Raw genomic sequence first — 19,979 nt, forward strand, 5'->3', positions numbered from 1 at the left:
CGGACCCGGTGCCGGACTCAGTGCCGGACGCCGCCCGGGTCCGCCGGGTCCCCGTCGGGCACGCGGCCCGGCGGCGGTTCCGCCAGGGCCTCCGGGAGGACCACCGTGAACTCGGCGCCGCCGCCCGCCGCCGTACCCACCTCGACCCGGCCGCCGTGCCGTTCCGCGAGGCGGCGGACCAGGGGCAGGCCCAGGCCGCGCCCCGCGCCGTGGGACGGGCGGAGTTTGGTGGACCAACCCTCGGTGAACACCGCCTCCCGCTGCTCCGCCGGCACACCGGGCCCGCTGTCCGCGACCCGCAGCACCGCCGTGCGGCCCCGTGCGCCCAGCTCCACCTCGACGGCGGCGTCCGGTGAGCCGGCCGCCGCGTCCACGGCGTTGTCGACCAGGTTGCCCACCACCGTGACCAGCTCGCTGGGCGCGACCAGCCGGTCCGGCAGCAGCGAGCCGGCCGCGACCCGCAGCGCCACGCCCCGCTCCGCGGCCACCGTCGCCTTCCCCACCAGCAGCGCCGCCACCAGCGGGTCGTGCACCTTCTCGGTGACCTGCTCGGCGGTCGTCCGGTGCACCCCGGCCACCTCGGTGAGGTACTCCACCGCCTCCTCGTGCAGCTCCAGCTGCAGCAGCCCCAGGAGGGTGTGCATCCGGTTGGCGTGCTCGTGGTCCTGCGCCCGCAACGCGTCGATCAGCCCGCGCGTCGCGTCCAGTTCGCGCCCGAGCCGCTCCAGCTCCGTACGGTCCCGCAGGGTCACCACCGCGCCGCCGTCATCGGTCGGCATCCGGTTGGCGACCAGCACGCGCCGGCCGTGCACGGCCACCAGGTCCTCGCCCCGAACCCGCCCGGCCAGCACGTCCGCGGTGCGCCCGCCGCCCAGCACCTCGTCCAGCGGCCGCCCCGTGACCCGGGACCCCAGGTCCAGCAGCCGCTGCGCCTCGTCGTTGACCAGCCGGACGCGCCCCGCCCCGTCCAGCGCCACCACGCCCTCGCGGATGCCGTGCAGCATCGCCTCCCGCTCCGCCAGCAGGGCCGCGATGTCGGAGAACGCCAGGTCGCGGGTCTGCCGCTGGACGCGCCGGGCGATCAGCCACGCGGCCAGCGCGCCCGCCGCCAGCGCCCCGCCCGCGTACGCGAGGAGGCCGGGGATCTCCGCCAGGAACCGGGCGCGCACGCTGTCGTACGCGATGCCGACGGACACCGCGCCGACGATCCTCCCGTCGCCGTCGCGCAGCGGCACCTTGCCGCGCGCCGACCGCCCCAGCGTGCCGCTGTCGATCTCCAGCACGTCCCGGCCGGCGAGCGCGCCGCTCGGGTCGGTCGACACCACCCCGCCGATCCTGGCCGGGTTCGGGTGCGACCAGCGGACCCCGCGCGCGTCCATCACGACGACGTACTCGGAGCCCGTCGCCCGGCGGATGCGCTCCGCCTCCGCCTGCACGGGGCCGTCCGGCGCCGGACGGGAGGCGAGCAGGTCGCCGGCCAGCCGGGACGACGCCGTGGTCTGCGCGACGGCCAGCGCCCGCCGCATCGCCTGGTCGTCCAGCTGCCCGCTCAGCGGCGCCAGGAACAGGCCCGTGACCAGCACCGTCACCCCGGTCACCATCGCCACCTGGATCAGCAGCAGCTGCGAGAACATCCGCCTCGGCCACCCCAGGGACGGCCAGGGCCGCCGGGCGGCCGCGCGGCCACCGGGGGCGGAATCGGCGGAAGGGGCGGAAACCGGTCTCATGGCCGGAAACGGTAGACGGCCCCGCCTATCCTGAGGAACCCCGACCGTCGGCCGTCCAGCGAGAAAGGTGCCCCTTGAGCGCGCAGCAGATTCCCGTCGTCGTCCTCGCGGGATTCCTCGGTTCCGGCAAGACCACCCTGCTCAACCACCTCCTGCGCACCGCCCGGGGCACCCGCGTCGGCGTGATGGTCAACGACTTCGGATCCATCGAGATCGACGCCATGACCGTCGCCGGCCAGGTCGGCTCGACGGTCTCCCTCGGGAACGGCTGCCTGTGCTGCGCCGTCGACGCGAGCGAACTCGACACCTACCTGGAGGCCCTCACCCGCCCCTCGGCCCGGCTCGACGTCATCGTCATCGAGGCCAGCGGCCTGGCCGAGCCGCAGGAACTGGTGCGGATGGTCCTCGCCAGCGACAACGAGCGGGTCGTGTACGGCGGGCTCGTCGAGGTCGTCGACGCCGCCGAGTTCGACGCCACGCGCGTCCGCCACCCCGAGACCGACCGGCACCTCGCCCTCGCCGACCTCGTCGTCGTCAACAAGGCCGACCGCGTCCCGGAGGACGAGCTGCGCCGCGTACGGGACGCCGTCACGGGCCTCGCGGGCCGCGCCGCGGTGATCACGGCGGCGTACGGGCGCGTCGACCCGGAGCTGCTCTTCGACCGGGCCGCCCGCGTCGAGGACGCGGCCGGCGCCCGGCAGCTGTCCTTCGAGGACCTGTACGCCGACGCGTACGAGCGCGACCACCGCGACCACCCGCACGCCGCCTACGAGACGGTGTCGTTCACGGCCGGGGAGCCCCTGCACCCGCGCCGTCTCATGGACTTCCTCGACTCGCGGCCCGAAGGGCTGTACCGGATCAAGGGATTCGTCGACTTCGGCGCCGCCGACCCGGACAACCGGTACGCCGTGCACGCCGTGGGCCGCTTCCTGCGGTTCTACCCGGAGCCCTGGCCGCCCGGCGGGCAGCGGCTCACCCAGCTCGTCCTCATCGGCTCCGGCACGGACGGGGAGGCCCTGCTGCGGGCCCTCGACGGCTGCCGGGTGGCGGGTCCGCACGACACGCCGGAGGACCACGCCCTGTGGGGCGTCCTGCGGTACGTCCCCGACCCGCGGGAGGGGGCCGGACCGGTCACCGGTCCCGGCACCCCGGCGTACGACACCGACCTGTACGACACCGACCCGTACGGCACCGCGGCGTACGACGAGGCGGCCGACCGCGCCTGACCGGCCGCGGCGGCGCGCCCACCACCCGGTGGGCGCGCCCCCGCACGCGTCACGCCCCGCTACGCCAGCGGGCCCGCCAGCACCGCCACCGGCTTGACCAGCGGCACGCCCGACCCGTCCCGGCGCGGGTCCGGGTCCGGCAGCTCCACGGGCATGCCGTTCTTCTGGGCCGCCATGGCCGGAGCCCCGCCCGCCCAGGCCAGCACCAGCACGTCCTCGCCCTTCAGGAACCGGTGGCAGCGCACACCGCCCGTGGCCCGGCCCTTGCGGGGGTACTGGTCGAACGGCGTCAGCTTCGCCGACGTACCGACGGAGGCGTCCAGCTGGCCCGTGGCGCCCGCGACCGTGAACACGACCGCGTCGGACGCCGGGTCGACGGCGGTGAACGAGATCACCTCGGCGCCCGCCGACAGCTTGACGCCCGCCACGCCGCCCGCCGGGCGGCCCTGGGGGCGCACCTGGGACGCCGGGTAGCGCAGCAGCTGCGCGTCGGAGGTGATGAAGACCAGGTCCTCCTCGCCCGTCCGCAGCTCCACCGCGCCGACGATCCGGTCACCCTCCTTGAGCGTGATGACCTCCAGCTCGTCCTTGTTCGCCGGGTAGTCGGGCACCACCCGCTTCACGACGCCCTGCAGCGTGCCCAGCGCGAGGCCCGCAGACGACTCGTCGAGCGTCGTCAGGCAGACGACCCTCTCGTCCTTCTCCAGCGTCAGGAACTCCGACAGCGGCGCCCCGCCCGACAGGTTCGGCGCCGACGCCGTGTCCGGCAGCTGCGGCAGGTCGATCACCGGGACGCGCAGCAGCCGCCCCGCGGACGTCACCGCGCCGACCGTGCCGCGCTGCGTCGCCGCCACCGCCGACACGACCACGTCGTGCTTGACACGCTTGCCGCCGCTCTCCGGCAGCGGGTCGCCGCTCGCCGTACGGGCCAGCAGCCCCGTCGAGGACAGCAGCACCCGGCACGGGTCGTCGGCGACCTCCAGCGGCACCGCGGCGGCCGTGGAACCGGCCGACTCCAGCAGGACCGTGCGCCGCTCGGTGCCGAACTTCTTCGCCACCGTGGCCAGCTCGGACGACACGAGCTTGCGCAGCTCGGCGTCCGAGTCCAGGATCCTCGTCAGCTCCTCGATCTCGCCGGTCAGCCGGTCCCGCTCGCCCTCCAGCTCCAGCCGGTCGAACCTGGTGAGCCGCCGCAGCGGCGTGTCCAGGATGTACTGGGTCTGGACGTCGCTCAGGGAGAACCTCTCGATCAGCCGCTCCTTGGCCTGCGCGGAGTTCTCACTCGACCGGATCAGCCGGATCACCTCGTCGATGTCGACGAGGGCGACCAGCAGGCCCTCCACCAGGTGCAGCCGGTCCCGCCGCTTGCCGCGCCGGAACTCGCTGCGGCGCCGCACCACCTCGAAGCGGTGGTCGAGGTAGACCTCCAGCAGCTCCTTCAGGCCCAGCGTGACCGGCTGGCCGTCCACCAGCGCCACGTTGTTGATGCCGAAGGACTCCTCCATCGGCGTCAGCTTGTACAGCTGCTCCAGCACCGCCTCGGGCACGAAGCCGTTCTTGACCTCGATGACCAGGCGCAGCCCGTGCTCCCGGTCCGTGAGGTCCTTGACGTCCGCGATGCCCTGGAGCTTCTTCGCGTTGACCAGGTCCTTGATCTTGGCGATGACCTTCTCGGGGCCGACCGCGAACGGCAGCTCCGTGACGACCAGGCCCTTGCGGCGCGCCGTCACGTTCTCCACCGTCGCCGTCGCGCGGATCTTGAACGTGCCGCGGCCGGACTCGTACGCGTCCCTGATGCCGGACAGGCCGACGATCCTGCCGCCGGTCGGCAGGTCCGGGCCGGGCACGAACCGCATGAGCGTCTCGAGGTCGGCGCCCGGGTGCCTGATCAGGTGCCGGGCGGCCGCGATGACCTCGCCCAGGTTGTGCGGGGGCATGTTGGTGGCCATGCCGACCGCGATGCCCGACGCGCCGTTCACCAGCAGGTTCGGGAAGGCGGCCGGGAGGGCGGCCGGCTCACGCTCCTGCCCGTCGTAGTTCGGCACGAAGTCGACGGTGTCCTCGTCGATCGACTCCGTCATCAGGGACGTCGCGTCGGCCATCCGGCACTCCGTGTACCGCATGGCGGCCGGCGGGTCGTCGTTGCCGAGCGAGCCGAAGTTGCCGTGGCCGTCGACCAGGGGCAGGCGCATGGAGAAGGGCTGCGCCATGCGCACCAGCGCGTCGTAGATCGACGCGTCGCCGTGCGGGTGGAGCTTGCCCATCACCTCGCCGACGACGCGGGCGCACTTCACGAACCCGCGCTCGGGGCGCAGGCCCATCTCGTTCATCTGGTACACGATCCGGCGGTGCACCGGCTTCATGCCGTCCCGGGCGTCGGGCAGGGCGCGGGAGTAGATCACCGAGTACGCGTACTCGAGGAAGGAGCCCTGCATCTCGTCGACGACGTCGATGTCGAGGATCCGCTCCTCGAAGTCGTCGGGCGGCGGGGTCTTCGTGCTGCGGCGGGCCATCGCTGCTGCGGCTCCTTCACCAACAAGGTTGATCTGACGCCGACCATTGTGGACCGTCCCACTGACAGGACCGACCGCGACCCGGAAGAGGGACGCCGCAGGTTGCCGGGAACTTCGCAGGGCGCCGGTGCGCTTGCATACAGTGGCAGGACTTTCCATGACGCGATCGAAGGGACGTACATGCCCATGGGTCACACGGCCACAGCCCAGGCCGGCTCCGGCGGCCTGACAGCGACCGAGCACCGGCTGGCCAACGGCCTGCGCGTGGTGCTCTCGGAGGACCACCTGACCCCGGTCGCCGCGGTGTGCCTCTGGTACGACGTCGGCTCCCGCCACGAGGTCAAGGGCCGCACCGGCCTCGCCCACCTCTTCGAGCACCTGATGTTCCAGGGTTCCCGGCAGGTCCAGGGGAACGGCCACTTCGAACTGGTGCAGGGCGCCGGCGGCTCCCTCAACGGCACCACGAGCTTCGAGCGCACCAACTACTTCGAGACCATGCCCGCGCACCAGCTGGAGCTCGCCCTCTGGCTGGAGGCCGACCGCATGGGCTCCCTCCTCGCCGCCCTCGACGAGGAGTCGATGGAGAACCAGCGGGACGTCGTTAAGAACGAGCGCCGCCAGCGCTACGACAACGTGCCGTACGGCACGGCGTTCGAGAAGCTGACCGCCCTCGTCTTCCCGGACGGGCACCCCTACCACCACACGCCGATCGGCTCCATGGCGGACCTCGACGCGGCCACGCTGGAGGACGCCCGGAACTTCTTCCGCACGTACTACGCGCCGAACAACGCCGTCCTGTCCGTCGTCGGCGACATCGACCCCGAGCAGACGCTCGCCTGGATCGAGAAGTACTTCGGCTCCATCCCGCCCCACGACGGCAAGCCCGAGCCGCGCGACGGGACGCTCCCGGAGGTCATCGGCGAGCAGCTCCGCGAGGTCGTCGAGGAGGACGTCCCGGCGCGCGCCCTGATGGCCGCCTACCGCCTCCCGGCCGACGGCACGCGCGCGTGCGACGCCGCCGACCTCGCCCTCACCGTCCTCGGCGGCGGCGAGTCGTCCCGGCTGCACAACCGGCTGGTCCGGCGCGACCGCACCGCCGTCGCCGCCGGCTTCGGCCTGCTGCGGCTGGCCGGCGCGCCCTCGATGGGATGGCTGGACGTGAAGACCTCCGCCGGCGTCGAGGTGCCGGACATCGAGGCCGCCGTCGACGAGGAGCTGGCCCGGTTCGCCGCCGAGGGCCCCACGGCCGAGGAGATGGAGCGCGCCCAGGCCCAGCTGGAGCGCGAGTGGCTGGACCGGCTGGGCACGGTCGCGGGCCGCGCCGACGAGCTGTGCCGCTTCGCCGTCCTGTTCGGCGACCCGCAGCTCGCCCTCACCGCCGTCCAGCGGGTCCTGGACGTCACCGCCGACGAGGTGCGCGAGGTCGCCGCCCAGCAGCTGCGCCCGGACAACCGCGCGGTCCTCGTCTACGAACCCGCCAAGGCCGACGACGGCGACCAGACCGACAGCGACGAGGAAGAGGGGACGGACCAGTGAGCGACGCTGCCGTGTCTCTGACCACCATGGAGTTCCACCCGCAGCCGAAGCCGGGCACGCCCCGCGTGTGGGCCTTCCCCGCCCCCGAGCGCGGCCGGCTCGGCAACGGCCTGACGGTGCTGCGCTGCCACCGCCCCGGCCAGCAGGTCGTCGCCGTCGAGATCGTCCTCGACGCCCCGCTGGACGCCGAGCCCGAGGGGCTCGACGGCGTCGCCACCATCATGGCGCGCGCCCTGTCAGAGGGCACGGACAAGCACACCGCCGAGGAGTTCGCCGCCGAACTGGAGCGGTGCGGCGCCACCCTGGACGCGCACGCGGACCACCCGGCCGTGCGGGTCTCCCTGGAGGTGCCGGCCTCCCGGCTCCACAAGGCCCTCGGACTGCTCTCCGACGCGCTGCGGGCACCGGCCTTCGCGGACGACGAGGTCGACCGCCTCGTCCGCAACCGGCTCGACGAGATCCCGCACGAGACGGCCAACCCGGCCCGCCGCGCCGCCAAGCAGCTCTCCGCCGAGCTGTTCCCGGCCTCCTCGCGCATGTCCCGGCCCCGCCAGGGCACGGAGGAGACCGTCGCCCGGATCGACGCCGCGGCCGTACGGGCCTTCTACGAGGCCCACGTCCGTCCCGCGTCGGCCACCGCGGTCGTGGTCGGCGACCTGACCGGCATCGACCTGGACGCGCTCCTCGACGAGACGCTCGGCGCGTGGAAGGGCGACGCCCCCCGCCCGCGCACGGCGCCGCCCGTCACCGCCGACGACACCGGCCGCGTCGTCATCGTGGACCGGCCGGGCGCCGTGCAGACGCAGCTGCTCATCGGCCGCGTCGGCCCGGACCGGCACGACCGCGTGTGGCCCGCGCAGGTCGTCGGCACGTACTGCCTGGGCGGCACGCTCACCTCCCGCCTGGACCGCGTCCTGCGCGAGGAGAAGGGCTACACGTACGGCGTGCGGGCCTTCGGGCAGGTCCTGCGGTCGCTGCCGGACGGCACGGGCGCGGCGATGCTCGCCATCAGCGGCTCCGTCGACACGCCCAACACCGGCCCCGCGCTGGACGACCTGTGGAAGGTGCTGCGCACCCTCGCGGCGGAGGGCCTCACCGACGCCGAGCGCGACGCCGCCGTGCACAACCTGGTGGGCGTGGCCCCGCTCAAGTACGAGACGGCGGCGTCCGTCGCGGGCACGCTGGCCGACCAGGTCGAGCAGCACCTGCCGGACGACTTCCAGGCGCAGCTGTACCGGCGCCTGGACGCGACAGGCACGGTGGAGGCGACGGCGGCCGTCGTCAGCGCCTTCCCGCCGGACCGCCTGGTCACCGTCCTCGTCGGCGACGCGGCGCGGATCAAGGAGCCGGTGGAGGCGCTGGGCCTCGGTGAAGTGACCGTCGTCACCGGCTGATTGACGAAGCGGAACCCCGGCATCCCCCCGGATGTCGGGGTTCCGCTTTTGCGTGGGCTTATGTCCGTTTTATTGGAGAGGCGGAGCTTCTGTTCTGTGGCGTGCGCTACAAAAAAGCGTGTCCGTTTGGTGATTGAAAGATCAGCCGCATAGCGTCTTAGCCGCTGTCCGCCCCCGTACCCGCCGCACCCGCGGCACCGGGCAGCGATCGCCGAATCCCCGTCAGGCGCGAGCCTGGGGAACCGGGGACCCAAGTCCCCCTGGGGTGAATCGGGCGCCTTCGCCACCGTGCGGAGGGGTCCGTAGGAGACCTTCCTGCTCCGAACCCGTCAGCTAACCCGGTAGGCGAGAGGGAAGGAAAGGACACGTCCCCTTCATGGCGTTCACCCGTTCCACCGGGAAGCACCGTGCCCCGAGCCGCATGAGCCGCAGGAGCGCCCACGTCGCCGGCGCCGCCGCCCTCGCGACCTCCGGCGTCATCGGAACCCTCACCTCCCCGGCGTTCGCCGCGGACGCGGAGCGCGCCTCCCTGGAGGACACCGCCTCCATCCCGACCATCGCCGGCTACGAGCTGGCCGACGAGGTCGAGGACCAGGCCACCGCCCAGGAGCTGGCCGCCGAGGTGGTCGAGCGCCAGGCCGCGGCCGAGGCGGCCGCCGAGCGCCAGGCCGAGGCCCGCCTCCAGGCCGCCCGCCAGGCCGAGGCCCGCGCCGAGGCGGCCCGCGAGGCCCAGGAGCGCGCCGACCGCGAGGCCGAGCGCAAGCGCCTCGGCTCCTTCCAGCTGCCCGTGGCCGGCTCGTACGTCTCCACCGCCTACCGGGCCAGCAGCTCCCTGTGGTCCTCCGGCAGCCACTCGGGCGTCGACTTCCACGCCCCCTACGGCTCCTCCGTGGTCTCCGTGGGCCTCGGCACGGTCGTCGAGGCCGGCTGGGGCGGCGCGTACGGCAACAACGTGGTGATCCGGATGCACGACGGCACGTACACGCAGTACGGCCACCTCGCCTCGGTCGGCGTCTCGGTCGGCCAGACGGTCATGCCGGGCCAGCAGATCGGCGTCTCCGGCTCGACCGGCAACTCCACGGGCCCCCACCTCCACTTCGAGGCCCGCACCTCCGCCGAGTACGGCTCCGACGTCGACCCGGTCTCCTACCTCCGGGCGCGCGGCGTCAACGTCTGACCCGTCCCCGCTTCGCGAAGGCCCCGGCTCGGTCACCGAGCCGGGGCCTTCGCGTCGCCTCCGTCCCGCCCGCCGGGGTTCTCGGCCAAAAATTCACCATGGATTACGGCCCGGGATCGGAAAATGCGCTTCGTTGCAATAGAGTCACCGAACAGCGTCGGACTCCTGGGTGTCGCGCGGACAAAACGGTGGGCGGAGCGATTCGGAGGTTCGGTATGCGCATTCCCGCGCACTCGGTGTGCACGGCGATCCGGGCGGACATCGTCTCCGGGGTGCTGCCGTGCGGCGGCCGCCTCACCGAGGAGCAGCTCGCCCGCCGCTACGGCGTCTCCCGCGTCCCGGTCCGCGAGGCGCTGCGCACCCTGGAGTCGGAGGGCTTCGTCGTCTCGCGCCGCCACGTCGGCGCCTGCGTGGCGGAGCCGACCGAGCAGGACGCCGCCGACCTGCTGGAGATGCGCACGCTGCTGGAGCCGCTGGGCGCCGCCCGTGCCGCCCAGCGCCGCACCGAGGCCCATCTGAAGGTGCTGCGCGGCCTCGTCCGCCTCGGCCAGGAGCGGGCCCGCCGCGACCAGGGCGAGGATCTCCGGTCGCTGGGCGACTGGTTCCACGAGACGCTCGCCCGGGCGTCGGCCAGCCCCGGCCTGACCTCGCTGCTCACCCAGCTGCGCCACAAGATCGCCTGGATGTACGCCGTCGACGAGCCGGCCAGGCCGGCCGAGGCGTGGGCGGAGCGCGGCGCGATCGTCGACGCCGTCGCCCGCGGCGACGCGGAGCGGGCCCGGGCCCTCACCGCCCAGCACGTCGAGCGGTGGCGCGGCGCCCACCGGCTGCGCCGCACGGACCGGGTGAGGGGTTCGCAACACCACGTCAACACCGCCGGAGCGCGGAATTAACACCGGGGCCGTATACAAAGGGCGGAAGGAATGGCGCGGCCCTTTCCCGCTGCCCGGAACGAATGCCGCCGGGAAAAGCGAAGGGGCCGGCGGCCCGGCGTGCCCGGGGAATTCGATGTGCCCGGGGAAAACGACCCGCCCGAAGAAAGCGCCGCGTCCGCGGAATCCGACGCGCCCCGAAAAGCGGTGGAGCCGCACCCCCGGATTCCGGGCGGTGCGGCTCCGCGGTGCCGTCGGCTGCCGTCAGACGGTCTCGGGAAGCTCCTCGAGACCCTCGGCGACCAGCTTCGCCAGACGGTCCAGCGCCACTTCCGCGCCCTCGGCCTCGGAGGTGAGGACGATCTCCTCGCCGCCCTGCGCGCCCAGGCCGAGCACCGCGAGCATCGACGCGGCGTTGACCGGGGTGCCGCCGGCCTTGGCGATCGTCACGGGGACGCCGGAGGCCGTGGCGGCACGGACGAAGATGGAGGCGGGGCGGGCGTGCAGGCCCTCGGCCCAGCCGACGTTGACGCGGCGCTCAGCCATGGTGTTGCCCTTCAAGTGCTAGCGGTTGTCTAGACCAGTCTCTCATGTCCGGCGGGGTACCGGAGCGGCGCCGTACCCTTGGCCCATGCTGAACCCGTCCGATCAGTCGGCGCACGCGTACCCCGACCACTGGGAGGCCGACGTGGTGCTGCGCGACGGCGGCACCGCGCGGATCAGACCGATCACCACGGACGACGCCGAACGCCTGGTCAGCTTCTACGAGCAGGTCTCGGATGAGTCGAAGTACTACCGGTTCTTCGCACCCTACCCCCGGCTCTCCGCCAAGGACGTGCACCACTTCACCCACCACGACTACGTGGACCGGGTGGGCCTGGCCGCGACGATCGGCGGCGAGTTCATCGCGACGGTCCGCTACGACCGGATCGACGCCGCGGGCCGCCCCGCCCCCGCCCCCGCCGACGAGGCCGAGGTCGCCTTCCTCGTCCAGGACGCCCACCAGGGCCGCGGCGTCGCCTCCGCCCTGCTGGAGCACGTCGCCGCCGTCGCCCGCGAACGCGGCATCAGGCGGTTCGCCGCGGAGGTGCTGCCCGCCAACACCAAGATGATCAAGGTGTTCACGGACGCCGGCTACACCCAGAAGCGCAGCTTCGAGGACGGAGCCGTCCGCCTCCACCTCGACCTGGAGCCCACCGACCGCTCCCTCGCCGTCCAGCGCGCCCGCGAGCAGCGCGCCGAGGCCCGGTCCGTGCAGCGACTCCTCGCCCCCGGCTCCGTCGCCGTCGTCGGCGCGGGCCGCGCCCCCGGCGGCGTCGGCCGCACCGTCCTGCGCAACCTGGTCGGCGCCGGGTTCACCGGCCGCGTGCACGCCGTGAACCGCGCCCTCCCCGAAGGGCCGGCCACCCTGGAGGGCGTCCCCGCCCACCGCTCCGTCGGCGAGATCGGCGAGCCCGTCGACCTGGCCGTCGTCGCCGTGCCCGCCGAGCACGTCCCGGACGCCGTCGCGGACTGCGGCGAACACGGCGTGCGCGGGCTCGTCGTCCTGTCCGCCGGCTACGCCGAGAGCGGCCCGGCCGGGCGGGAGCGCCAGCGGGCGCTGGTGCGGCAGGCCCGCTCGTACGGGATGCGCGTCATCGGCCCCAACGCCTTCGGCGTGATCAACACCGCGGACGGGGCACGACTCAACGCCTCCCTCGCCCCGCAGCTGCCCGCCGCGGGGCGCATCGGCCTGTTCACCCAGTCCGGCGCGATCGGCGTCGCCCTGCTGTCCGGGCTGCACCGGCGCGGCGCGGGCGTGTCGTCGGCCGTCTCGGCCGGCAACCGGGCCGACGTCTCCGGCAACGACATCCTCCAGTACTGGTACGAGGACCCCGACACGGACGTGGCCCTGCTGTACCTGGAGTCGATCGGCAACCCCCGCAAGTTCACCCGACTCGCCCGCCGCACGGCCGCCGTCAAGCCGGTCGTCGTCGTCAAGGGCGCCCGGCACAGCGGCAGCGCGCCCCCCGGGCACGCTGTGCCCACCACCCGCATCCCGCACGCCACCGTGTCCGCGCTGCTCCGCCAGGCCGGGGTCATCCGCGTCGACACGGTCACCGAGCTCGTCGACGCGGGCCTGCTGCTCGCTGGGCAGCCCCTGCCCAGGGGGCCGCGCGTCGCGATCCTCGGCAACTCCGAGTCGCTGGGCCTCCTCACGTACGACGCCTGCCTCACCGAGGGCCTGCGGCCGCTGCCGCCCCGCGACCTGACGACCGCCGCCACGCCCGAGGACTTCCGGGCCGCGCTCGCCGGGGCCCTGCGCGACGACGCGTGCGACGCGGTGGTCGTCACCGCGATCCCGCGGATCGGCCCGCAGGGGACGGCGGAGCCGACCGGCGAGGGCGAGGTGCTGGCGGCCGCCCTGCGCGGGGCCCGCGCCGTCTCCCCGGCGAAGCCGGTCGTGGTCGTCCACGTCGAACTGGGCGCCCTGGCGGACGCCCTGGCGGCCGCGACCAGCACCGCCCCCGCCCCGGAGCACCCGGCCCCCGCCGGCACCGCCCCCGCCCCGGACGCGGCGGCGGCACCCCACGGAGGGACCGCGGCCGCCGCCCGGCCGCCCGCCGCGCCGCCGGAGCCGGGGCACGCGCCCGGCGCGGCCGCCGACGGCCCCCCGGCGCCCGCCGGCGCCGCCACCGGGAACATCCCCGCGTACCCCGCCGCCGAGCGGGCCGTGCGGGCGCTGGCCGAGGCCGTCAGGTACGCCGAGTGGCGGCGCGAGGCCGCCGAGCCGGGCCGGGTGCCCGAGTACGAGGGCATCGACGAGGCCGGGGCCGCCGCCCTGATCGAACGGCTCCTCGGCGCGGGCGGCGCGGGGGAGCGCGGCACCACCCTCGCGCCGGACGCCGTCCGGGAACTGCTCACCCACTACGGCATCGCCGTACGGCCCACCCTCCCCGCGCCCGACCCCGGCACCGCCGTGGACGCCGCGGCCCGCCTCGGCTACCCGGTCGCCCTCAAGACCACCGCGCCGCACCTGCGCCACCGCCCCGACCTCGGCGGCGTACGGCTGGACCTGGCCACCGAGGAGCAGCTGCGCACCGCGTACGCCGAGCTCACCGCGGCGCTCGGCCGGCCCGCCGAGCTCCAGCCGGTCGTCCAGGCCATGGTGCCGCGCGGCGTCGACACCGTCGTCCGCGCCGCGATCGACCCGGCGGTCGGCGCCGTCCTGTCCTTCGGTCTCGCCGGCGCCCCCTCCGAACTGCTCGGCGACATGGCGCACCGACTCGTCCCGGCCACCGACCGCGACGTCGCCGAGCAGATCCGCTCCGTGCGGACCGCCCCGCTCCTCTTCGGCTGGCGGGGCTCCGCGCCCGTCGACACGGCCGCCCTGGAGGAGCTGCTGCTGCGGGTGTCGCGGCTGGTCGACGACCACCCGGAGGTCGTCGCCGTCGCGCTGGAACCGGTCGTCGTGGCCCCGCGGGGCCTCGCCGTCCTGGGCGCGACCGTACGGCTCGCCCCGCCCCCCGCCCGCACCGACCTCGGCCCCCGCCGCCTGCCCAGCTACTGAGGGGGCGGTCCGGGGCGGCCTCCACGGCCGTCACCGGGGCTCCGGGCGCCCCGTAGGATGGAGTCCATGGCGAAGACCGGTACGACGACCCAGGGGCTGCGCGCGGCGATCGAGCGCAGCGGCTACTACCCGGCCCTCGTGGCCGAGGCGGTGGAGGCCGCCGTCGGCGGCGAGCCGATCGCGTCGTACCTCGTCCACCAGGAGACCACGTTCGACGCCAACGAGGTCCGGCGCCACGTCACGGTCCTCGTGCTCACGGCGACGCGCTTCATCGTCAGCCACACCGACGAGCAGAACGCCGACACGACCTCCCCGACGCCGTACGCGACCACGTCCACCGAGTCCGTGAAGCTCGGCCGGATCTCGTCGGTCGTCGTCAGCCGCGTCGTCGCGAACCCGGAGTCGTACAAGCCCGGCACGCTGCCCCGCGAGATCGTCCTCACGGTCGGCTGGGGCGCCGTCTCCCGGATCGACCTGGAGCCCGCCGCCTGCGGCGACCCGAACTGCGACGCCGACCACGGCTACACGGGCAACTCCACCGCCGACGACCTGAGCCTGCGCGTCAGCGAGGCCGGCGACGGCCCGGAGACGGTCCGCCAGGCCCTCCACTTCGCCCAGGCCCTCTCCGAGGCCACCGCGGCCACGCGCTGATGGCCCAGCCGACGACCACGGCCTCCGCCTGGCCCGACGAGCCGGTGCCGCTGTCCCTCGACACGGCGCCCGTACCGGCGTACGGCTCCGGTTCCCTCGCCGACCTGCTGCCGACGCTCGCGGCGGGACTGGGCGTACCGGGTTTCGAGCACCGCATCGCCGAGCTGGCGCCGGCCGACCGGGTGTGCGTCTTCCTGATCGACGGGCTCGGCTGGGAGCAGGTCAGGGCCCACCCCGCGGAGGCCCCGTTCCTCACCTCGCTCCTGGACTCCTCGCGCGGCGGCACCGGCCGCCCCCTCACGGCCGGTTTCCCGGCCACGACCGCGACCTCGCTCGCCTCGGTCGGCACGGGCCTGCCGCCCGGCGCCCACGGCCTCGTCGGGTACACGGTGCGCGACCCCGGCACGGGCGAGCTGATGAACCAGCTGCGCTGGCGCCCCTGGACCCCGCCGCACGTCTGGCAGCCGTACCCGACGGTCTTCACGCTGGCCGACGCCGCGGGCGTCCACACGGCCCAGGTGTCGTCCCCGGCGTTCCAGGACACCCCCCTCACGAAGGTCGCGCTCAGCGGCGGCACGTTCCACGGGCGGCTCTCCGGCGAGGAGCGCATGGACTTCACCGCCGACCGGCTGGCGGGCGCCGACCGCGCGCTCGTCTACACGTACTACAGCGAGGTCGACGGCGCGGGCCACCGCTTCGGCGTGGACTCCGACGCCTGGCGCGGCCAGCTGATGCACGCCGACCAGCTCGTCCAGCGCCTCGCCGAGCAGCTCCCGGCGCGCTCCGCGCTGTACGTCACGGCGGACCACGGCATGGTGGACATCCCGTTCGACGAGGAGTCCCGCATCGACTTCGACGAGGACTGGGAGCTGCGCGCCGGCGTCGCCCTGCTGGGCGGCGAGGGCCGCGCCCGCCACGTGTACGCCGTGCCGGGCGCCGCGAACGACGTGCTGGCCTGCTGGCGCGAGGTGCTCGGCGACCGCTTCTGGGTCGCGGGGCGCGAGGAGGCGATCGCCGCGGGCTGGTTCGGGCCGCACGTCGACGAGCGGGTCCACGGCCGGATCGGCGACGTGGTCGCCGCCGCGCACGACGACGTGGCCCTGACGGCGTCCCTCGCCGAGCCGCACGAGTCGGCGATGGCGGGGATGCACGGCTCGATGACCGCCGCCGAGCAGCTCGTCCCGCTGCTGGAAGTCCGCACGTAGCGCCCGTTCCGGCACCGCCCGCTCCCCGCCCCGACCCGCACCGCAGTCCCGAAAGGCCGTCACTTCCCCATGCCCGAGCTCGTGTTCTTCTCCGGAACGATGGACTGCGGAAAGAGCACCCTCGCTCTGCAGATCGAGCACAACCGGTCCGCGCGCGGCCTCCAGGGCATGATCTTCACCCGCAACGACCGGGCGGGCGCGGGGAAGCTCTCCTCCCGCCTGGGGCTCGTCACCGAGGCCGTCGAGGCGGCCGAGGAGTTCGACTTCTACGCGTACCTCGTCGACCACCTGTCGCGCGGCGGCCGCTGCGACTACGTGATCGCGGACGAGGCGCAGTTCCTCGCCCCGGAGCAGATCGACCAGCTGGCGCGGGTCGTCGACGACCTGGAGCTGGACGTGTTCGCGTTCGGCATCACCACCGACTTCCGCTCCAAGCTGTTCCCGGGCTCCCAGCGGCTGGTGGAGCTGGCGGACCGCGTGGAGGTGCTCCAGGTGGAGGCGCTGTGCTGGTGCGGCGCGCGGGCGACGCACAACGCGCGCACGGTCGGCGGCGTGATGGTCGTCGAGGGCGCCCAGGTCGTCGTCGGGGACGTCGACGGCGGCGACGAGGTGGGGTACGAGGTGCTGTGCAGGCGCCACCACCGGCGCAGGATGACCGCCGCGACCGCCCGCGCGGCGGCGCTGTCGCCGGACGTCCTGCCCGTCGAACCGTCCGAGCCGCCCACCGCCGGGCCGCCCGTCAGCGCCCCGCTGACCGCACGATCGTGAAGACGGCGCCCTCCGGGTCCGCCACCGTCGCCGTCCGTCCCTCCGCCCCGTCCTCCGGCGCCCGCAGCACCCGCCCGCCCAGCTCCTCCACCCGCCGCGCGGCCGCGTCCGGGTCGGCCACCTCGAACCACGTCATCCAGTGCGCGCCCCGGTCACGCGGCAGGGCGGTGCCCACCCCGCGCACCGACGCCACGGGCCGGCCCCCCACGAGGAGGGCCACGCGGTCCTGACCGGCCGGGGCCGCCGGCCCGGGCTCGTGGCCGAAGACCGTCCGGTAGAACTTCACGACCGACTCGGACTCGTGCGTCAGCAGTTCGTTCCACACCGGAGCGCCGGGCGTGCCCTCCGCCACCGGCGCGGTCCCCGGGAACGCGGCCGCCTGCCACACGCCGAAGACGGCGCCCGACGGGTCGGAGCAGATCACGAGCCGCCCGGCGTCGCCCGCGTCCAGCGGCCCCACGGCGACCGTCCCGCCGCCGCAGCGGACCGACTCGGCGGTGCGGTCGGCGTCGTCGGAGGCCAGGTACGCCGTCCAGGCGCCCGGCAGGCCGCGGTCGGCCGGCAGCCGGCCGATCCCCGCGACCTCCCGGCCGTCGAGCAGCGCCCGCACGTACGGGCCGAGCTGGGGCGGGCCGGGCTGGAACTCCCAGCCGAACAGCTCCCCGTAGAAATCCTTCGTCGCGTCAAGCCCGCGCACCATCAAGCTCACCCAGCAGGGTGTACCCGGCTCGCGCCGAGCGGCCTCGGTCATCGTCACCTTCTCCTCGGACCATCGTCGTGGCCGTGCGGGGGACCGGACGCGGACCGCGTCGGCGCAGCGGCTTCACGCCTCGTCAGATGCTGGCACCGCGGGCCGGGCGGTGTGCCCCGGCCGCGCCGTGCTTTGGCGTGATCCGGCAGGAGGATGCCCGAAATTCCGACTCCCATCCGCGCTTTCCGCCGTCAGTCCTCCCGGCAGGGACCGTTTCTGCGCGAGGATGGCACGTATGGAGCACAACGCAAGCACCGACTCGCACCCTCTGGTCTCCGCCGCGGACCTCGCGGCCGAGGTGGCGTCCCCGGCGCCCGGCCCCGTCCTGCTGGACGTCCGCTGGGAGCTGGGCGGCCCGCCCGGGCGCCCCGCGTACGAGGCGGGGCACCTCCCCGGCGCCGTGTACGTGGACCTCGACACCGAGCTGGCCGGCGCGCCCGGAGAGGGGGGCCGCCACCCGCTGCCGGACCTCGACGCGTTCGGTGCGGCGATGCGCGCGGCCGGGGTGTCCTCCGGGTCGCGGGTGGTCGTGTACGACGGCGGCCAGGGCTGGGCGGCGGCGCGGGCCTGGTGGCTGCTGCGCTGGGCGGGCCACGCCGACGTGCGGGTCCTGGACGGCGGGCTCGCCGCGTGGCGGGGCGGACTGTCGACGGCGGTGCCGGAGCCGGAGCCGGGCGACTTCGTCCCCGTACCGGGCGGGCTGCCGCTACTGGACGCGGACGGGGCGGCGGCGCTGGCCCGCACCGGGCTGCTGCTGGACGCGCGGGCGGGGGAGCGGTACCGGGGCGAGGTGGAGCCGATCGACCCGGTCGCCGGGCACATCCCGGGCGCCGTGTCGGCCCCGACGACGGAGAACGTCGCCGAGGACGGCCGCCTGCTGCCGCCGGAGGCGCTGGCGGCGCGGTTCGCGGAACTGGGCGCGGCGGACGCCCCCGAGGTGGGCGTCTACTGCGGCTCGGGCGTCTCGGCGGCCCACGAGGTCCTGGCCCTGGAGGCGGCGGGCCTGCGGGCGGCGCTGTACGCCGGCTCCTGGTCCGAGTGGAGCCGCGACCCGGACCGTCCCGTGGCCACCGGCCCCGACCGGGGCTGAGGTCCCCGCACGCGCCGCGTCCGCCCCGGGAGCCTCCCGGGGCGGACGCGGCACGTGGACCGGGGCCTACTCCTGCTTCTTGCGGCGCGTGCCGAAGACGATCTCGTCCCAGCTCGGGACCGCCGCCCGGCGGCCCGGCCGGACGCCGTCGGCCTCCGCCTGGCGGTCCGTCGTACCGATCAGGCGGTCGCGGTGGCCGCTCACCGAGCGGGGCATCAGGACGTCCGCGTACGCCGAGCCGGCGCCGGCCGACGCCGCGGGGGCCGGGGGCTCCTCGGCGTCCGGCTCGCTGTCGGGCTCGACCGCCGCCCCGTCCGTCCCGGTGGCCCGGTCGGGCACGACCATGTCGCCGCGGAAGCTGGGCACCGCCTCCAGGAGGCTGGTCAGCGAGTCCCGCTCGGACTCCTCCGCGGGCTCGGCGCTCGGCACGGGCGGCGCGGCCCGGTCGGCGGACCGCTCCCGCGGCAGCCGCGCGATGCGCGGGACGAACGGGAAGCTGGGCTCCGGGACGGCCACGGCGTCATCGGTCTCGCCGATCAGCGCGCGGGCCTCCGCGTCCACGGCCTGGACGAGCCGCCGCGGCGGGTCGTACGTCCAGCTCGCCGTGTGGACCTCGCCGGCGACCCGGTAGACGAGCAGCACCTCCCAGGTGCCGTCGTCGCGGCGCCAGGAGTCCCACGCCACGGTGTCCTTCTCGGCGCCGCGCAGCAGCAGCCGCTCCTGCACCGCCTCGCCGAGCTGCGGACCCGCGTTCTCACCGGGGCGGCGGACGGGGGTCTTCCGGGCCCGCTCCGCCATGAAGGCGCGCTCCGCGAGCACGGGCCCCTCGAAGCGGCGGACCCGCTCGACGGGGATGCCCGCGAGCTGCGCGACCTCCTCGGCGGAGGCACCGGCCCGTATCCGCGCCTGGATGTCCCGGGGCCGCAGGTGGCTCTCCACCTCGATCTCGATCTGGCCGAGGCGGGGGCGGTCGTTGCGGACGGCGGCGCGCAGCCGTTCGTCAATCGGAAGCGTGTACTCCGTGTTGTCCGCACCCTTCAGCACCAGTCGTGTGCCGTCGTTGGAGACGGCCACGACACGCAGTTCGGGCATGGGGACCTCCCGGGTGGTGCCTGCCGACGTCACGTGCGTCGCTGCTTCCGCTAGTCGAGTGTGGCCTGCCCGGGTGCAGCCTGCCACAACCTTGCCGAGTTGACCGGCGTGTCGGGCATGGGCCCTGGAACGCCGTCATGGCACGGTAACGTATTCCGCGACTCGGCGTGACTGGTCCGTCACGCTCCGTCGCGGGCCCCCGTGCGGTAGGGCGGCGCCGCCGGATCGAGTGCCATTTTCGGCCCCTCCCGTCGATCCCGGGCACCCGCAAGAGACCGATGCCCAGGGTTCGCCACAGTACTCCATTCGGGCCATGTCGGTAGACCGGCGCGCCGCCGAAGTTCTCGCGGTGTCCGGTAGTTGACGTCCCGACACGGCCCCGCCGAGGGGGCACGCCGGAGGAAAACAGGTGAAAAAGACCTAGTGG

Annotated in this window: 15 protein-coding genes and 1 riboswitch; of the genes, 10 read left to right on the forward strand and 5 right to left on the reverse strand. The window is 74.8% G+C overall.

From position 1 onward, the window contains the following. Nucleotides 1–17: 17 nt before the first annotated feature. A complete protein-coding gene (locus IE106_RS07890) occupies nt 18–1,634 on the reverse strand; it encodes a sensor histidine kinase (protein ID WP_229840168.1) in 1,617 nt (538 codons plus the stop codon). 167 nt (nt 1,635–1,801) lie between these two features. Between IE106_RS07890 and IE106_RS07895 the strand changes: the two genes are divergently transcribed. Next, nucleotides 1,802–2,953 carry a CobW family GTP-binding protein gene (locus tag IE106_RS07895; protein WP_229840170.1) on the forward strand — a complete coding sequence of 384 codons (1,152 nt, stop codon included), beginning with the start codon at nt 1,802–1,804 and terminating at the stop codon, nt 2,951–2,953. A gap of 59 nt (nt 2,954–3,012) precedes the next feature. Here the strand turns inward: IE106_RS07895 and IE106_RS07900 are convergent, their stop codons facing one another. Continuing rightward, complete coding sequence (locus IE106_RS07900; RefSeq protein WP_189531350.1) at nt 3,013–5,466, reverse strand: DNA gyrase/topoisomerase IV subunit A; 2,454 nt, start codon at nt 5,464–5,466, stop codon at nt 3,013–3,015. Nucleotides 5,467–5,652: 186 nt separating this feature from the next. On the opposite strand from IE106_RS07900, the gene IE106_RS07905 reads away from it, so the two are divergent. The 4 genes from IE106_RS07905 to IE106_RS07920 all read left to right on the forward strand — a co-directional run bounded on the left by IE106_RS07905 (nt 5,653) and on the right by IE106_RS07920 (nt 10,466). Next, the gene (locus IE106_RS07905) at nt 5,653–7,002 is read left to right on the forward strand and encodes a M16 family metallopeptidase (RefSeq protein ID WP_189532194.1); all 1,350 of its coding nucleotides are present in this window, start codon (nt 5,653–5,655) and stop codon (nt 7,000–7,002) included. Between the two features lie 26 nt (nt 7,003–7,028). Continuing rightward, nucleotides 7,029–8,396, forward strand: coding sequence for a M16 family metallopeptidase (locus IE106_RS07910; RefSeq protein ID WP_189532196.1), 1,368 nt, complete (start codon nt 7,029–7,031; stop codon nt 8,394–8,396). A gap of 199 nt (nt 8,397–8,595) precedes the next feature. Continuing rightward, a riboswitch (cyclic di-AMP (ydaO/yuaA leader) is annotated at nt 8,596–8,759 on the forward strand. A gap of 13 nt (nt 8,760–8,772) precedes the next feature. After that, nucleotides 8,773–9,573: a M23 family metallopeptidase gene (locus tag IE106_RS07915; RefSeq protein WP_189531351.1), complete on the forward strand. Its 801-nt coding sequence runs from the start codon at nt 8,773–8,775 to the stop codon at nt 9,571–9,573. 215 nt (nt 9,574–9,788) lie between these two features. Further along, a complete protein-coding gene (locus IE106_RS07920) occupies nt 9,789–10,466 on the forward strand; it encodes a GntR family transcriptional regulator (RefSeq protein ID WP_189531352.1) in 678 nt (225 codons plus the stop codon). A 243-nt stretch (nt 10,467–10,709) separates the two neighbouring features. Here the strand turns inward: IE106_RS07920 and IE106_RS07925 are convergent, their stop codons facing one another. Next, nucleotides 10,710–10,991, reverse strand: coding sequence for an HPr family phosphocarrier protein (locus IE106_RS07925; protein WP_189531353.1), 282 nt, complete (start codon nt 10,989–10,991; stop codon nt 10,710–10,712). An 85-nt stretch (nt 10,992–11,076) separates the two neighbouring features. Between IE106_RS07925 and IE106_RS07930 the strand changes: the two genes are divergently transcribed. The 4 genes from IE106_RS07930 to IE106_RS07945 all read left to right on the forward strand — a co-directional run bounded on the left by IE106_RS07930 (nt 11,077) and on the right by IE106_RS07945 (nt 16,619). Continuing rightward, the gene (locus tag IE106_RS07930; RefSeq protein ID WP_189531354.1) at nt 11,077–13,995 is read left to right on the forward strand and encodes a bifunctional acetate--CoA ligase family protein/GNAT family N-acetyltransferase; all 2,919 of its coding nucleotides are present in this window, start codon (nt 11,077–11,079) and stop codon (nt 13,993–13,995) included. A gap of 66 nt (nt 13,996–14,061) precedes the next feature. Beyond that, the gene (locus tag IE106_RS07935) at nt 14,062–14,646 is read left to right on the forward strand and encodes a DUF5998 family protein (protein ID WP_189531356.1); all 585 of its coding nucleotides are present in this window, start codon (nt 14,062–14,064) and stop codon (nt 14,644–14,646) included. Then, complete coding sequence (locus tag IE106_RS07940; RefSeq protein ID WP_189531358.1) at nt 14,646–15,851, forward strand: alkaline phosphatase family protein; 1,206 nt, start codon at nt 14,646–14,648, stop codon at nt 15,849–15,851. The genes IE106_RS07935 and IE106_RS07940 overlap by 1 nt, the downstream gene beginning before the upstream one ends. 69 nt (nt 15,852–15,920) lie before the next feature. After that, on the forward strand, nt 15,921–16,619 hold the full coding sequence (locus IE106_RS07945; protein WP_189531360.1) for a thymidine kinase: 699 nt from the start codon (nt 15,921–15,923) through the stop codon (nt 16,617–16,619). Here IE106_RS07945 and IE106_RS07950 read toward each other — a convergent pair. Further along, the gene (locus IE106_RS07950; RefSeq protein ID WP_189531362.1) at nt 16,591–17,370 is read right to left on the reverse strand and encodes a VOC family protein; all 780 of its coding nucleotides are present in this window, start codon (nt 17,368–17,370) and stop codon (nt 16,591–16,593) included. The genes IE106_RS07945 and IE106_RS07950 overlap by 29 nt on opposite strands. A 235-nt stretch (nt 17,371–17,605) precedes the next feature. Between IE106_RS07950 and IE106_RS07955 the strand changes: the two genes are divergently transcribed. Then, nucleotides 17,606–18,460 (forward strand): sulfurtransferase, encoded by an 855-nt coding sequence (locus IE106_RS07955; RefSeq protein WP_189531364.1) that lies wholly within the window; start codon nt 17,606–17,608, stop codon nt 18,458–18,460. A 66-nt stretch (nt 18,461–18,526) separates the two neighbouring features. Here IE106_RS07955 and sepH read toward each other — a convergent pair whose 3' ends face one another. Beyond that, nucleotides 18,527–19,585 carry a septation protein SepH gene (gene sepH, locus IE106_RS07960; protein ID WP_189531366.1) on the reverse strand — a complete coding sequence of 353 codons (1,059 nt, stop codon included), beginning with the start codon at nt 19,583–19,585 and terminating at the stop codon, nt 18,527–18,529. Between the last annotated feature and the right edge of the window lie 394 nt (nt 19,586–19,979).

The sequence above is a fragment of the Streptomyces roseolilacinus genome (genome assembly GCF_014649335.1).
Classification (GTDB): domain Bacteria; phylum Actinomycetota; class Actinomycetes; order Streptomycetales; family Streptomycetaceae; genus Streptomyces; species Streptomyces roseolilacinus.